Genomic DNA, 15,021 nt, shown 5'->3' with positions numbered 1-15,021 from the left:
CTAGCGCTTTAACATCGCGCGTATATCCGCCAATGCGGTATTTCCGCGAACGGCTTTGACTTCAACCGGGGTGTCGTCGTTGCCTTCCCACGCAAGGTCGTCCGGCGGCAGCTCATCGAGGAAGCGGCTCGGCGCGCAATCGATGATCTCGCCGTACTGCTTGCGCTTGGCGGCGAAGGTGAAGGCCAGGGTCTGACGCGCCCGGGTAATCCCGACGTAGGCCAGGCGGCGTTCTTCTTCGATGGTGTCGGCTTCGATGCTGGAGCGGTGCGGGAGGATTTCCTCTTCCATGCCCATGATGAACACGTAAGGGAATTCCAGGCCTTTGGACGCGTGCAGCGTCATCATCTGCACACCTTCAGCGCCGTCTTCCTCTTCCTGCTGACGTTCCAGCATGTCGCGCAGCACGAGTTTGCCGATGGCATCCTCGACGGTCATCTCGCCTTCTTCGTCCTTCTCCAGCGTATTTTTCAACGCCTCGATCAGGAACCAGACGTTGCCCATGCGGTAATCGGCGGCCTTGTCGCTGGAGCTGTTGGTGCGCAGCCAGTTCTCGTAGTCGATGTCCATGACCATGCTGCGCAGCGCAGAGATCGGGTCTTCGCCAGAGCACTGCTCGCGCACCTTGTCCATGAAGCGCTTGAAGCGCGACAGGCGATCGGTGAAGCGCGTGTCTAGATGCTCGCCCAGGCCGATTTCGTCGGTGGCGGCGTACATCGAGATTTTGCGTTCGGTGGCGTAGTTGCCGAGCTTCTCAAGCGTCGTCGAACCGATCTCCCGGCGCGGCACGTTGATCACCCGCAGGAAGGCGTTGTCGTCGTCCGGGTTTACGATCAGGCGGAAGTAGGCCATCAGGTCTTTCACTTCCTGACGCCCGAAAAAGCTGTTGCCGCCGGACAGGCGATACGGAATCTGGTGGTGTTGCAGCTTCAGCTCGATCAGCTTGGCCTGGTAGTTACCGCGGTACAGGATCGCGAAATCGCTGTACGGCCGGTCCGTGCGCAAGTGCAGGGTCAGCAATTCCACGGCCACGCGCTCGGCTTCGGCGTCTTCGTTGCGGCAGCGGATCACGCGGATCTCGTCGCCGTGGCCCATCTCGCTCCACAGCTGTTTTTCGAATTCGTGCGGGTTGTTCGAGATCAGCACGTTGGCGCAGCGCAGGATGCGGCTGGTGGATCGGTAGTTTTGCTCGAGCATCACCACTTTCAAGGACGGGTAATCATCCTTGAGCAGCATCAGGTTTTCCGGACGCGCACCGCGCCACGCGTAGATCGACTGGTCATCGTCGCCGACCACGGTGAACTGGTTACGCGTGCCGATCAGCAATTTCACCAGCAAATACTGGCTGGCGTTGGTGTCCTGGTATTCGTCCACCAGCAGGTAGCGGACTTTGTTCTGCCACTTTTCGAGGATGTCGGCGTGTTCCTGGAACAGCTTTACCGGCAGCAGGATCAGGTCGTCGAAGTCCACCGCGTTGAACGCCTTGAGCGTGCGCTGGTAGTGGGTGTAGACGATGGCGGCGGTCTGTTCCTTCGGGTTGCGCGCATTTTCCAGGGCTTCGGCGGGCAGGATCAGGTCGTTTTTCCACGAGCCGATCATGTTCTTGATCTCGTCGACGCCGTCGTCGCCCGCGTATTCCTTCTGCATGATGTCGGTCATCAAGGCTTTGACGTCAGTTTCGTCAAAGATCGAGAAGCCCGGTTTGTAGCCCAGCCGCACGTGTTCCTTGCGGATGATGTTCAGCCCCAGGTTGTGGAAGGTGCACACCGTCAGGCCACGGCCTTCGCCGCCCTTGAGCAGGGTGCCGACCCGTTCCTTCATCTCGCGCGCGGCCTTGTTGGTAAAAGTCATGGCGACGATGTACTGGGCGCGGATGCCGCAATTCTGGATCAGGTGCGCGATCTTGCGCGTGATCACACTGGTCTTGCCGGAGCCTGCGCCGGCGAGCACCAAAAGAGGGCCGCCGACGTAGCTCACGGCTTCTTGCTGCCGGGGATTGAGTCGGGACATACGGAATTCAGGGAGTCATATGTGAAATGGGCCGGCATTTTAACAGGCTCAGCGAATTGTGCTGCTCTGTCCGACTTGTGACGTAACACGCTTTCTCTAATTGCCGGTTTTGTTACTTTCAAGCAGGATGCGCGGTGAATCTGCGGCTAATGTTCGTATTCCTGACACAAAGTCACGTTTGACAACTGATGTCATTTGGTCATTGGTTAGCGGCGCGGCATAATGCCTGCCGCCTACATCTTTGCAGAGTCTAGGGAGCTAGCTTGTCTACGCCTGTCGAACCCTTGCGTTTGCTGCTACTGGCCGAAGAGCCAGCGTGGGCAGCGTTGTTGCGCGAGTGTCTGGCTCCGATGGGGAGCTTGGCCGTGCTCATCAGCGCGCCGAGCTGGGAGTCGGTCAGCAGTCTGTTCGATGACAACCGCAACGCGGTGTTGTTGACTGTTCCTGCACTTCAGCCGCTACCCGGCCGTTGCAGCTTGCCGACGGTGTTATTGCTCGAACACGAGCCACTGATGCCGCCCGATGGTGTGAGTGACTGGCTGGTGCGCGACCTGCTCGATGCCGGGATGCTGCGTCGTTGCCTGCGGCATGTGCGCGAACGCGGCCTGCTGGAACACACCCTGCAACGGCTGGCCGAGCAAGATCCGCTGACCGGCATCGCCAACCGCCAGGGTTTCCAGACCCTGCTGGCTGCGCGTCTGGCGGAAAACGACGGCCGCGGCCTGGCCCTCGGTCACCTGGACCTCGACAACTTCCGACACGCCAATGATGCCCTTGGCCACCAGGCGGGCGACCGTTTGATCCTGCAAGTGGTCGCGCGGTTGAAAAGCCAGCTTGAGGCCGGCGATCAACTGGCGCGCCTGGGCAGCGATGAATTCGCCTTGCTGATCGACACCCGCCGCGCGCCGCAGCGCGCCGAATGGATGGCCGAGCGCATTACCGAAGCGCTGGCCGAACCTTACTGGGTCGACGGCGAAAGCCTGTTGATCGGTTCCAGCCTGGGCATCGCCCATGCCCGTGCCCAGGCCGGCGCCGACCCGCTGATGTGGCACGCGCACATCGCCATGCAGCAAGCCAAGAGCACCCAAGGCTGCACCTTCCACATCTTCAACGAACGCATCAACCGCAACGCCCGCAGCATGGCCGACCTTGAAAGCGAACTGCGCCGGGCCTTGCGTCGTGACGAGCTGGAGCTGCATTACCAGCCGCGCCTGAACCTTGAAGACGGCCAGATCGTGGGCCTCGAAGCCCTGGTGCGTTGGCGCCATGCCGAGCGCGGTTTGCTGCCACCGAGCGAATTCGTGCCGCTGGCCGAGCAAAGCGGTTTGATCGTGCCGCTCGGTTACTGGGTGATTTCCCGTGCGCTACGGGACATGCAGGCCTTGCGCGAACAGGGTCTGCCGGCGCTGCACATGGCGATCAACCTGTCGTTCCGGCAGTTCCAGGACAGTCAATTGCTCTCCACGCTGAGCCGGTTGATTGCCGAACGCGGCGTCGAAGCGCAGTGGCTGGAGTTCGAACTGACCGAAACCGCGGTGATGCGCCGCAGCGATCTGGTCAAGCAAACCATGGACGCCCTCGGACGTTTGGGCGTGCGCTTTTCGCTGGATGACTTCGGCACCGGGTTCTCGTCCTTCGTGCACCTCAACAGCCTGCCGATCGCCTTGCTCAAGGTCGACAAGAGCTTTGTCGGTGGCATGGAAGAACGTGAAGAGAACCGCAAACTGGTCCACGCCATGATCAACCTGGCGCACAACCTCAATCTTGAGGTCGTCGCGGAAGGCGTGGAAACCGCAGAACAACTGGATCTGTTGCGCGGGTTTGGTTGCGATCAAGTGCAGGGGTATCTGATCAGCAAGCCGTTGCCGCTGGCGGATCTGGTTGAGTACCTGACCTACGGCAGCGATCAGCTGCCAGTGCTGGAAGTCGTGAACTAACCACATACCCCTGAGGGAGCGAGCTTGTGTGGCGAGGGAGCAAGCTCCCTCGCCACAAATGCTCGCGAGATTTCATTCGGCCTGAGCGATCTTGAAGCCTTGGGATTGAGGCTCCTGCCGAATCATCCGCTTCATCTTCCATTCAAACGCCAGCGTCAAACTCACCGCCGCGCACGCCAACCCCAGCGCCAACCCCCACCAGACTCCGGTCGGCCCCCAGTGCAAGTGGAAGGCCATCCACCATGCGGCCGGTGCGCCAATCAGCCAGTAACAGCCCAACCCGACCAGGAACGTGGTTTTGGCGTCCTTGAGCCCGCGTATGCAGCCCATGGCGATGGTTTGCGTGCCATCGAACAGCTCGAACCACGCCGCCACCGCCAGCAGGCTCACAGCCAATTCAATCACCGGGCGGAATGCCGGGTCGTTGTGATCGAGGAACAGGCCGATCAACTGATTCGGCAGGAACCAGAAGACCATCGCAAACCCCAGCATTGCCGCCGCGCCGAAGGCAATACCGACCCGACCGGCCAACCGCGCATCCAGCAACTGCCCGGCGCCGTAATGTTGGCCGATGCGCATGGTGATCGCATAAGACATCCCCGCCGGAATCATGAACGCCACCGACACAATCTGCAGGGCGATCTGGTGCGCCGCCAGTTGCGTGCTGCCCATGGTGCCCATGCACAACGCGGCGAACGCAAACAGCCCGACTTCCACCGCGTACGTGCCGCCAATCGGCAGGCCAAGGCGCCACAGCTCTTTCAGGTACTGCCGGTTCGGCCGCGACAGGCCCTGGCGCAACGGATACGCGTCATACGCCGGATGCCGGCGGATGTGCAGCGCCAGCGCCACGGCCATCAAGTTAGCGACAATCGCCGTCACCAGACCGATGCCCATCAAACCTATTTTCGGCAGGCCGAACATGCCGGTGATCAACGCATAGTTGAGCAGGAAGTTGGCCACGGTGCCGCCGAGGCTGATGACCATCACCGGCGTTGCGCGGCCGATGGCGCTGGTGAAACCACGCAACGCCATGAAACTCAGGTAACCGGGCAGGGCGAACGGCAGGATCGTCAGGAACTGCCCGGCGGCGTGGACGTTGGTTTCGGTCTGGCCGAATAGCAGCAACACCGGTTTGAGGTTCCACAGCAGCAACCCGGCCACCAAGGCCATCAACCACGCCAGCCACAAACCGGCCTGGGTCAGTCGTGCCGCGCCGACAATGTCGCCCGCGCCCTGACGAATCGCCACCAGCGTGCCGACCGCCGCAATCACACCGATGCAGAAAATCGACACGAACGAGTAAGTCGCCGCACCCAAACCACCGCCGGCCAACGCTTCGGGGCTCAAGCGCGCCATCATCAGGGTGTCGGTGAGGACCATCAGCATGTGCGCCAACTGCGAGGCAATCAGCGGCCCCGCCAGCCGCAGGATGGCCCAGAGTTCAATACGCGCTGGATGCTTCATGGTCATCACGCTCGATTATCAAAGAGGTCTGGAAAGCGTCGATTCTCGGCGCTTCACGGGGTTAACACAAAGGGATAAAAAGGATGGGTAGCATGAGTCAGACTCATGTTGGACAGATTCTGCTACGGTAGCCGGATTGCGCTATAGGAGCTTTCCTCATGTCCCGACGTCTTCCTCCCTTGTATGCCTTGCGCGCATTTGAAGCGGCGGCGCGGCATAGCTCGTTCACCCGCGCGGCTGAAGAACTGTCGATCACTCAAAGCGCGGTGAGCCGGCATATCCGTACCCTCGAAGAGCACTTCGCCTGTCGGTTGTTTCACCGCAGTGGGCGCAACTTGCAACTGACCGAGTCGGCGCGGTTGATCCTGCCGGGCATTCGTGACGGTTTCACCGCCCTGGAACGTGCCTGCAATACCTTGCGCGCCGAAGACGACATCCTGCGCATGAAAGCCCCGTCGACCTTGACCATGCGCTGGCTGCTGGCGCGGCTCAGCCGTTTCCGGCACCTGCAACCGGGTAATGAAGTGCAGCTGACCAGCGCCTGGATGGACATCGACTCGGTGGACTTCAATCAGGAACCGTTCGATTGCGCGGTGATCCTCAGCAGCGGACATTTCCCGCCGGACTGGGAGGCCACGCTGCTGTTCCCCGAGGAGCTGATCCCCGTCGGCGCGCCGAATCTGCTGAACGATCAGCCGTGGGACGTCACGCGCCTGGCCAGCACCGAGTTGTTGCACCCGACACCGGATCGGCGTGACTGGCGCAGTTGGCTCGACCGCATGGGCCTGACCGATCAGGTCTCGCTCAAGGGCGGCCAGGTGTTCGACACCTTGGAACTGGGCATGATCGCCGCCGCTCGCGGCTACGGCGTGTCCATGGGGGATTTGCTGATGGTGGCGGAGGATGTTGCGCAGGGACGCCTGAGCCTGCCGTGGCCGACGGCGGTCGCCAGCGGTGAGCATTACTACCTGGTCTGGCCGAAAACCCGCCCCGGAGGTGAACGTTTGCGCCGGCTCAGCGATTTCCTGCTGGGTGAAGTCCGGGCCATGGATTTGCCGGTTGTGCAGCGTCTGAGCTGAATCGATAGAGCCCTCGCAGTAGAGGCCTTGCGCCATATCCCCGCTAATTACTCAAGTATTCAGTTTTGCCGCCGAATATCTGCAGGTGGAACCTTCGTGCAGGTTCGACGCTTTTCCCCATTATCTGGAAAATTTTGCTGAGTGTTCAGCCCGATCAAGCAGGATCAGGTTGCTCGGCCAGGAGCTGTCATGTCTCAACCCCGTGCCCGGATCGCCTCACAGCTTGGTCTTGCGCTTGCCGTGATACTGGCGATTGTCATCACTGGCAGTACCGTGTTCGCCCTGCGTTCGCTGGACACTGCCAACCTCGCCACCCGCGAAGAGCACCTGGCCAGTGAAGCCCGGTTGCTGGCCGATCAGCTGAGCACCTTTCACGGCACCTTGCGTGAAAGCACCCAGCGCCTGGCCGGCCTGTTCGAGAAGCGCTTCAGCGCCGGCCTGAGCGTGCATCCGGATGAGCCGGTGGCCGTGGCGGGCACGCAGACCCCGGGCTTGCACTTGGGCAGCGAAGTGTTGAACAACAACTTCAAGGAAGTCGACGAGTTCAAGCAAATGACCGCCGGCGTGGCGACGTTGTTTGTGCGCAGCGGCGAAGACTTTATCCGGGTCAGCACTTCCCTGACCAAACAGGACGGCAACCGCGCCATCGGCACGCTGCTCGATCATGCTCACCCGGCGTATGCACGCTTGATGGCGGGGCAGAGCTACGTCGGTCGCGCCTTGCTGTTTGATCGCTCCTACATGACGCAATACACCCCCGTGCGCGACAGCAGTGGCAAAGTGATTGCCGTGCTGTTCGTCGGGTTCGACTACACCGACGCGCAGAACGCGCAGTTCGACAACCTCAAGCGTTTCCGTATCGGCCAGACCGGCTCCTTGGCGTTGCTCGATGAGCAAAGCAAATGGCTGGTGCCGATTTCGGGTGTGCAAGCACTGGATCAAGCCGTCCCGGCCATCGTCGGACTGGCGAAGACACCGGGCAAAGGCCAGTTCTGGAGCGACAAATCCGAGGATTTCTACAGCGTGTCCGTGCCGTTCGATGGCGGCCCTTGGTCGGTCGTGGCGAGCATGCCAAAAGCTGAAATCAGCGCGGTGACCTGGAGTGTCGGCATTCAATTGGCCATCGGCAGTCTGCTGGCGATGTTGATTGCGGTTGGATCGGCCGTCTGGTTGCTGCGCAGTAAACTCGCGCCGCTGGGTGATCTGGTGCGTCAGGCCGAAGCCTTGGGCGCCGGTGATTTGAGCGTGCGCCTGAACGTGGCGAGCAATGACGAGATCGGTCAACTGGCCCGCGCGTTCAACCAGATGAGCCAGGCCCTGTCGACCATGGTCGAGCACATCCGCAAGGCCTCGGCCGAGGTCAACAGCCGCGCCCAGGCCTTGTCCGGTCTGTCCGGTGGTGCCTATGAAGGGATGGAGCAGCAGTCCGGCGAGATCACCAGCATGGCCGGCGCCGTGGAAGAATTCAGCGCCACGTCCCTGAACATTGCCGACAACATGGGCAGCACTCAGCGCCTGGCCCAGGAAAACGCCCAGCAAACCCAGATCGGTCGTACCTCGATGGACGAAGCGTCTGCCTCGCTGGAACAAATCGCCGGTGCGCTGAACAGCACCGCGACGGTGATCAACACCTTGGGCCAGCGCTCCCAGGAAATCGGCGGCATCGTTGGCGTGATTACCGCGATTGCCGAGCAGACTAACTTGCTGGCGCTGAACGCCGCCATCGAAGCTGCCCGCGCCGGTGAGCAGGGCCGTGGCTTTGCAGTGGTGGCCGATGAGGTGCGTAACCTGGCGTCGCGCACTCGTCAGGCCACTGACGAAATTTCCGGGATGATCAGCAGCATCCAGCAGGAAACCGGCAATGCCATCAGCACCATGGAGCAGGGCAATGTGTTGATGCAGGAAGGCCTGTCGCGTAACGCCAATGTGGCTTCAGCTCTGGCGCGGATCGATGAGCAGAGCCGTTCCGCCGGTCAGCAGTTTGCGGCGATTACCACCGCGACTCAGGAGCAAAGCAGCACTGCGACGTTGCTCAGCAGCAACCTGCAGAGTATTGCGTTGGCGAACAGTGAGCAGCGTGAGGTGGTGTCGAACTTGGCGGTGACGGCCAAGGAACTGGAAAGCCTGGCGGCGGACTTGCGCCAGGAGGTTGACCGGTTTCGTTGAGGCGCCGCTGAAATAGCTTTCGTCGGAACGCCGCCCGGAGCAAGCTCGCTCCCACACTGGATTTGTGATCGACACAAAACCCCTGTGGGAGCGAGCCTGCTCGCGAATGGGATCACCTCAATTCAGGATAAATCCCCGGCTAGTCGCACTTGGCATTGCTCGACACTTCCTTGGTCGCCTGTTTCAGCTGGCTACCCAGTTCTGCCGCATTGGTGCTGCTGTAAACCCGGCCACCGGTGTTTTCAGCGATGCAGCGTGACGGGCCACCGGCGCCGATTTTCACTACGTTGACCCTCAGGCGCGGTTGTTCCCTGGCGATTCGGCGGGACACCGCGCACGCGTCTTTCTGGCAACCGTCCTCACCGTCGACAAACATCACGATCACCGCATCGTTATTGCGCCCGTCGACCGTGCTCGCCGCATAGGCCAGGCTGTCGGCCAGCGGTGTACCGTCGTTGGGCACCAGGCCGCGGATCCCGTTGATCAACCGCTGACGGTCGCCGAACCTGAACACGCCCTGGTCCGGTGTTCTTTCGCAACCGGCGAAGGTGATCAGACGCGTGTCGATCTTCGGATCGAGCCCGTTGATCATGCCGGCCAGCGAGTCCTTGGCGACGTCCATGCGACTGGGTTTGGCGAAGATCGCCCGGGTGCGGTTCACGTCCAGGTACTTGTTCATCTCATTGCCGAAGAACCAGTCCTCATCGGATTTCAACGACCTGATGTTCAAGTCCATCGAGCCCGAGGTGTCGAGTACCACCACAAATTGCGGAGGCACGGCATCCGGCGCTTTTTTACGGCACGCGTAGTTGTCCAGCGTCGGGGCTGGAGGTGGCGGCGGTGGTGGCGGTGGCGGCGCGGCCGGTTTTGGAGGCGGGACCGGCTTGGGTGGCGGCACTGGTTTTGGTTCGGGCACCGGTTCTGGTTCCGGAACAGGTTCCGGTTCTACGACAGGCTCGGGAACGGGCTCAACCGGTTTCTCAACCGGTTTCTCGACAGGCGCCACCACTGGCGCGACCGGCGCAACCGGTGGAACCACGACCACCGGTTCACGGTGCAGGAACCACCAGAGCCACAGCGCCAGCAGCAGCAACAGCAGCGCAAGCAAGGCCGCCGCGATCCACCAGCCACGACGCGATGGCGGTACGACCGGCACCACGGGAACCACCGGCGGCACGATCGGCTTGGGCGGACGCTGGTGCCAGCGCACCACCAACGGCTCACCGTTGAGGCTGTAGAGTTTGTCCAGCTCAGGCGTGCCGAGCAGGCTGCGCAGGCCTTCGGCTTCGGTCGGTTGACCGCGTCGTTGCAGTTCGTCCGCCAGCTGTCCGAGGGACGTCTGACGCACTTCATAGGTTTGCAGCAAACGTCGTTGCGCGTCCTCTTTGAGGTCGGCGTAGGGCGTGGGTTGGCCACCCAGTTCGGTCCACCATTCCAGCACGTCACCGCTGCCCATCCGCGGGATGGCAAACAGGCTGGCGACGGTCGGCGGAAAGTGTTTCTGGATGAGGGCGACTTTGGCTTGCAGCGCACTCATCCCCTCCGGTGTGGCTTGCGCATCCCTGATGACCCGCTGCATGACGACGATTCCTGAAAAAGTGCAGGCCTCCTTCGGGAGGCCAGCGGGGTGAAAAGTTACTCTTCGTAGCCGAGGCTGAATTGCAGCTGGTTGACCTTCTTCTGCAACGCCTTCAGCTCTTGCTGCTTGGCCGCCAGGGTTGCGGGCGTCGATTTGGTCATTGGCGCCGCTTGCGAAGCCTTGAGCTGCTGCTCCAGGCCGGCAATCTGCTTCTGCACCGAGCTTTCATTGGCATGCCGGGTCTTGAGCGAGCTCAGCAGTTGTCCCAGCGATTGATTCAGCGCTGCCTGGGCTTTCTGCTGGCTGGCCAGGTCAGTCTTGGTGCTGAGCTGCTGGGCCTGAATGTTCTCGTACACCTGACGGAACATCGCGTTTTGCTGGCGGGACTCGCTCAGGGCCAGTTCCTTCTGCTTGACCTGATCGCTGTAACCACCGGAGTAGTCGCAGTTCATCTTGGTCAGCATGCTGCTGTCGCGATTGGTCGCATCGCATTCGCCCGGCTTGGTCGCGCAACCGCTCAAGGCCAGGACGGCGGTGAGGACCGCCAGTTGTCGTAACGTCATGTGCTTAGCCCAGGGTGATAGCGGAGCGTTGGCTGTACAGACCGTCGACTTCCTTCTGCAGGGCGGCGACTTTCTGGTTCAGTTTCATGATGTTCATGTCCACCTGCTTGATCTCGGCACCGGAAGCGCCTTGTGCACGCTCGGCGTCTGCCACTTTGGTGTACTCGGTGACTTTGGTGCGCATGTTGCCGAGGTCTTTGCGCAGGCGCGCGATGTTCGAATCAATCTCGGCGATTTGCACCTGGGCCTTGGCCTTGTCGACTTTCTTGTTGGCGATGTCCTTTTTGATCTGGGCGATTTGCGCCTGATCGTCATTGATCACTTGCTGAGCGGTCGCGGTACGGGCGATCACGTTCTGCGTGTCCAGTTCGACGTCGCTGTTCATTTTAGCCAGGCGGGTGGTGGTGTCGGCGTATTCGCTGCGACGCTGATCCAGATAGTAGTTCGCGCCCATGGCCACGCCACACGCGGTAATACCGGCGGCGACGGCGCACACGGCTTTGTTGCTGCTGTTGGACAGCGCGCACGCGAGGATGCCGACACCGGCGCCCATGGCGCAGGCCTGGTAACCGGACTTGCTGAAGAACTCGGCATCCTGGCCCTGGGTCAGGCGCGGGTCGGCCCCGCCGCTTTCGCCGAGCATGGAGCTACCGGTGTTGGCGCAACCGGTCAGCAGCAAGCTGCCGGCCAGTACGAAAGCGATCTGTAGTTTGAAGCGAGTCCAAAGGCTGCGCGACATGGTGAAACTCCTGATGACGGTGTTGACGTGTTGTTATTGAGTGACGGCTTTGCAACTGCTCAGCCAGGCTTCAGTGTCGATCTTCTGTTTTTGCAGGAACGCTTTCTGATTGGCCCAGTGGGTGCGCAAGTAAGGTTTCAGGTCTTGCAGCTGTTTGTTGCGGGTGATGATTTCTTCCATCACCGGGACCTGTGTTTCAAGCAGTGGCTGGCCGTACAAGGTCGCCGATTCCACCAGGCTGCTGGCGTAGTAACGGCTGAGTTTGTGCAGGCGATCCTTCTGCTCGTCGAGCTTGGTTTTACGCATGTCGCAGCTCGCGTCTTTGTCCGCGCTTTCGCAATTGAGCTTGTAGTTCTTTTGCAGGAAGTCCACGTACTGGCCGTCGTCGAGCATCTTGGTGCACAAGAATGCGCCCAGATTGAGGCTGGCGCGAATCGCCTGGTCGCGGGTTTCTTCCTGCTGCTGGTTGCTGGCGCGCAATTGGTTCTCCAAGGCCTGGAGTTTTTCCTTGAGTGCTTTGTCTTCGACGCCCGAGGCCAGGCTGTTCAGGGATTGCACCGTGCCTTTGTCGGCGGATTCGGTTTCCTTGCTGCCGGTGCCGAGTTTCTTCCAGCTGTTTTCAATGCTGGCGACCCGCTCGCGAGACGTCAGGGTCGGGGAAACCATGACCAGGCGCATGCCTGTGGTTTTGTTCTTCACCTGGCCGTCGGCGTTGTAGTACGGCTCTTCCTTGCGCAATGCCGTGCGCAGGTCGGCCTGGGCGGTCAGGTAGTTGCCACCGCGCACCACGTAGCCGCCGGCCTGACCGTGCTGACGGTCGAGTTTGTTCAGGCGAAACGGCTCGAACATCATTTCGTCGACGTTGCCGAGCATGTCATGCAGGCCCAGCGGATTAGGCTTTTGCAGGCCGGACAACTGCACTTTGCCGTTGGACGATTGCGCCCCGGCGAACCACTCGTAGGCATTGATGCCGTCCGGCATCGGGTAGTTCGTATCGCGGAATTCAGCGGCGCTGACTTCCAGCCCGCCACGTGCGGCGAACTCCCACTCGACTTCAGTCGGCAAGCGCAGGAAGCCCTGCGCGCCGTCTTCCTTGGGCAACTTGTCGGCGGCGTTTTTGCGCAGCCACAGGTTGTACTTGTCGGCGGCTTCGATGGCTTGCACCCAGCTCACGGCCGTTTGCGGCACGCGCAGTTTGGTGGCGGCGGTGGGGCAGGTGGCTTCGGTCAGCGCGGCGTATTGCAGCTGACTCATCTCGTACTTGGCCATCAGGTAGTAGCGGGATTTGTCGTTCTTGCCGCCTGTGAAACTACCGGCGATGAATGTCGGCCGGGTCTGTTCGACGTAGCCGTATTCCGCGCCGTCCTGACCGATGTTGATCGGGTAGTCGTCGAGCGGTCCGGCGACAGGGATGAACACCTTGCGAAACACCATCGAGCCTTCGCAGGGCATCGGCAGCACCACGTCGGCGGCGTCCGGCATCGGGTTGTAAAACTTCTCTTCCCAGCCCGCCGCCGAGGCGTCGAGCAAATAGCCGAGGCTCAGGGGCAACAGCAAGCCAAAACGTTTATAGCTCACGCAGACTCTCCGCAGGTTGGATGTTGATGGCTCGCAGGGCGCCGATCACGGCCACCAATGCGGCGACCAGAAAGGTCAGGAGCAGGGCGGCAACGCCGTGCCAGACAGTAATGTGGCAAACGAAGGTGCCGGTGGCCTGGCTGCTGCCGAGCAAGTAATCGAACAAATGGCTGCCGACAGCATAAAACCCCAGCCCGCCGATGTAACCGGCCAGGCTCAGTATCAGCGCTTGCAGAACCACAAAACCGCCGACGGCCCGACGTTTGAACCCCAGCAGGCGCAGGACCGCCAGGCTTTTACGCTTGCGGTCGATGTTGGCCAGGAACGCGCCGACCATCGACGCCACACAGCCGATCAGCGCCGCCACGGCGATCACGCCGAAGATCAGCCCCAGCACATGGTTGATGGCTTTGACGTTGTCGATGTCGGCCAATCGGCTGGATGTTTCGATGTGTTGTTCGTTGAGCCAGTGCTCCAGCGGCGCGACCTGATCGATGTCGCGCGCATAAACACGGGCGCGGGCGTACAGCGGTTGCAGATCGCCCAGCGGCTTGCCGGTGGCGATGCCGAAAGCGCTGACTTGATAACCGTCGCGAAAGTGCTCCAGATCCAGCAGCAGCGGCGGGGCGACAAACCCGGCCGCACGCCCGAACCGGGCGCCGTCGAGCACTGCCAACACTGTCAGCGTCATCTCACCGCGTTCATTGACCCCTTCCAGGCGCCGCAATGCTCGCAGTTTCACGCTGTCGCCGACCTTGGCCTGCAAGCGCTGCGCGGCGCTGGCGCTGAGGATCACTTGATTGCCGACCGGGGTAAGCGACGCCATGTTGAGTTGTGGATCGCCCGGCTCGGTGGCGATGATTTCAGCACCTTCGACAAACCGCTGCATGCCGATCAGCAGGTCTGCCTGGGTATTGAGCGAGCGCGTCTGGCCGAGGGCAAAACCGGTTTCGGGGCGCAGGCGCAAACGCTCGATCCAGGCCGTGTCGTAGTTGCCGTTGCTGAGCATCTTCACTTCAAGGTTGCGCGGGTCACGCAGCAGTTCGTCCTGCAACTGGCTGACCACCCCGTGCTTGAGCCCGAACAGCAGCAACAGCGGCGCAATCACCGCCACCAGGGACGCGGCAATGCACAGCGAGACCTTGCGGTCGTGCCAGAGGTCTTGCAGCGCCAGTGAGGCCAGCAGGCGCAAGCGGTCAGTCCATCGGTTCAAACAGTGTTTCTCCCTGACGGCTGATAGCGCCGAGTCGCGGCAAGCCGAAATCCTTCAGCAAGGCCCAGTCATGGGACACCACGAGCGCACTTAAACCCATGCTCGACACCAGGCTCAGCAGCAACTCGAACAAACGCCGGGCGCTGAGCGGGTCGAGCGCGGCGGTCGGTTCATCGGCCAACAGCAGCAGCGGTTCATGGGCAATCGCGCGAACGCAGGCCACGCGCTGGCGTTCGCCGATCGACAAGGCCTGCGGTTGTTTATCCAGCAACCCTTGCAGGCGCAACACGTCGACGGCGTGGTCGATGTGCGCGCTCTTCACCGACATCCCGAGCAAACGGCGTGGCAGGCTGATGTTGTCGCGCACGCTCAGGAACGGCAGCAAGCCGCCGCTCTGCAAAATGAAGCCCAAATGCCGTGAACGCACCGCTGCGAGCGCCGGTTGGTCGTCGGTCGCCAGCAGTTGGGCTACGTCCTGAGCGAGCGTCGGGCCCAGCCGAAAGCGCTCGAGTTCCACCGGCGCGAGCAACAGGCCGATGGCTTCGAGCAAGGTGCTTTTGCCGCTGCCGCTCTCGCCGGTGATGGCGAGGATTTCCCCGGCACCGACCTGCAAGTTCGGCAGACGCACATGATGAGCCTGTGCGCCTTCACCACGGCGCACCAGCAGGTTCTTGATATCGAGCATCAGCG

The 15,021-nt window shown here is 61.5% G+C and carries 11 protein-coding genes; 3 read left to right on the top strand and 8 right to left on the bottom strand.

All coding sequences use genetic code 11. The features are described 5' to 3' along the window. On the bottom strand, positions 1-2,010 hold the full coding sequence (gene rep, locus AC07N8_RS16560) for a DNA helicase Rep (protein WP_027926371.1): 2,010 nt from the start codon (positions 2,008-2,010) through the stop codon (positions 1-3). A gap of 263 nt (positions 2,011-2,273) precedes the next feature. Between rep and AC07N8_RS16555 the strand changes: the two genes are divergently transcribed. Further along, positions 2,274-3,947 carry a putative bifunctional diguanylate cyclase/phosphodiesterase gene (locus AC07N8_RS16555; RefSeq protein ID WP_483841676.1) on the top strand — a complete coding sequence of 558 codons (1,674 nt, stop codon included), beginning with the start codon at positions 2,274-2,276 and terminating at the stop codon, positions 3,945-3,947. Positions 3,948-4,019: 72 nt separating this feature from the next. Here the strand turns inward: AC07N8_RS16555 and AC07N8_RS16550 are convergent, their stop codons facing one another. After that, a complete protein-coding gene (locus tag AC07N8_RS16550; RefSeq protein ID WP_493144643.1) occupies positions 4,020-5,414 on the bottom strand; it encodes a NorM family multidrug efflux MATE transporter in 1,395 nt (464 codons plus the stop codon). A 158-nt stretch (positions 5,415-5,572) separates the two neighbouring features. Here AC07N8_RS16550 and AC07N8_RS16545 point away from each other — a divergent pair, with 158 nt between their 5' ends. Then, positions 5,573-6,493 (top strand): LysR substrate-binding domain-containing protein, encoded by a 921-nt coding sequence (locus AC07N8_RS16545; protein ID WP_493144638.1) that lies wholly within the window; start codon positions 5,573-5,575, stop codon positions 6,491-6,493. A 189-nt stretch (positions 6,494-6,682) separates the two neighbouring features. Then, positions 6,683-8,659, top strand: coding sequence for a methyl-accepting chemotaxis protein (locus AC07N8_RS16540; RefSeq protein ID WP_493144635.1), 1,977 nt, complete (start codon positions 6,683-6,685; stop codon positions 8,657-8,659). Between the two features lie 139 nt (positions 8,660-8,798). Here AC07N8_RS16540 and AC07N8_RS16535 read toward each other — a convergent pair whose 3' ends face one another. Genes AC07N8_RS16535 through AC07N8_RS16510 form a run of 6 tightly spaced genes read right to left on the bottom strand, consistent with a single transcriptional unit; the run spans position 8,799 to position 15,016 of the window. Further along, positions 8,799-10,238 (bottom strand): vWA domain-containing protein, encoded by a 1,440-nt coding sequence (locus AC07N8_RS16535; protein ID WP_493144633.1) that lies wholly within the window; start codon positions 10,236-10,238, stop codon positions 8,799-8,801. 56 nt (positions 10,239-10,294) lie between these two features. After that, entirely contained in the window at positions 10,295-10,801 is a 507-nt protein-coding gene (locus AC07N8_RS16530; RefSeq protein WP_483841681.1) for a hypothetical protein, read from the bottom strand. Positions 10,802-10,805: 4 nt separating this feature from the next. Further along, on the bottom strand, positions 10,806-11,540 hold the full coding sequence (locus AC07N8_RS16525) for a zinc ribbon domain-containing protein (RefSeq protein WP_483841682.1): 735 nt from the start codon (positions 11,538-11,540) through the stop codon (positions 10,806-10,808). A gap of 33 nt (positions 11,541-11,573) precedes the next feature. After that, positions 11,574-13,118: an SUMF1/EgtB/PvdO family nonheme iron enzyme gene (locus tag AC07N8_RS16520; RefSeq protein WP_493144630.1), complete on the bottom strand. Its 1,545-nt coding sequence runs from the start codon at positions 13,116-13,118 to the stop codon at positions 11,574-11,576. Beyond that, on the bottom strand, positions 13,108-14,331 hold the full coding sequence (locus AC07N8_RS16515) for an ABC transporter permease (protein ID WP_483841684.1): 1,224 nt from the start codon (positions 14,329-14,331) through the stop codon (positions 13,108-13,110). The genes AC07N8_RS16520 and AC07N8_RS16515 overlap by 11 nt, the downstream gene beginning before the upstream one ends. Next, positions 14,315-15,016, bottom strand: coding sequence for an ABC transporter ATP-binding protein (locus AC07N8_RS16510; protein ID WP_493144628.1), 702 nt, complete (start codon positions 15,014-15,016; stop codon positions 14,315-14,317). The genes AC07N8_RS16515 and AC07N8_RS16510 overlap by 17 nt, the downstream gene beginning before the upstream one ends. Between the last annotated feature and the right edge of the window lie 5 nt (positions 15,017-15,021).

It is taken from the genome of Pseudomonas sp. GW821-FHT10C09 (assembly GCF_059415465.1).
Note: the sequence above shows the minus strand (reverse complement) of the source record. Positions and strands in the feature narration are given on the sequence as shown.

What these genes read in the sequence shown, in the direction of transcription:
- AC07N8_RS16525 (WP_483841682.1), bottom strand. Translation starts at nt 11,540, where the DNA reads ATGTCGCGCAGCCTTTGGACTCGCTTCAAACTACAGATCGCTTTCGTA.
- AC07N8_RS16550 (WP_493144643.1), bottom strand. Translation starts at nt 5,414, where the DNA reads ATGAAGCATCCAGCGCGTATTGAACTCTGGGCCATCCTGCGGCTGGCG.
- AC07N8_RS16535 (WP_493144633.1), bottom strand. Translation starts at nt 10,238, where the DNA reads ATGCAGCGGGTCATCAGGGATGCGCAAGCCACACCGGAGGGGATGAGT.
- AC07N8_RS16530 (WP_483841681.1), bottom strand. Translation starts at nt 10,801, where the DNA reads ATGACGTTACGACAACTGGCGGTCCTCACCGCCGTCCTGGCCTTGAGC.
- AC07N8_RS16545 (WP_493144638.1), top strand. Translation starts at nt 5,573, where the DNA reads ATGTCCCGACGTCTTCCTCCCTTGTATGCCTTGCGCGCATTTGAAGCG.
- AC07N8_RS16540 (WP_493144635.1), top strand. Translation starts at nt 6,683, where the DNA reads ATGTCTCAACCCCGTGCCCGGATCGCCTCACAGCTTGGTCTTGCGCTT.
- rep (WP_027926371.1), bottom strand. Translation starts at nt 2,010, where the DNA reads ATGTCCCGACTCAATCCCCGGCAGCAAGAAGCCGTGAGCTACGTCGGC.
- AC07N8_RS16510 (WP_493144628.1), bottom strand. Translation starts at nt 15,016, where the DNA reads ATGCTCGATATCAAGAACCTGCTGGTGCGCCGTGGTGAAGGCGCACAG.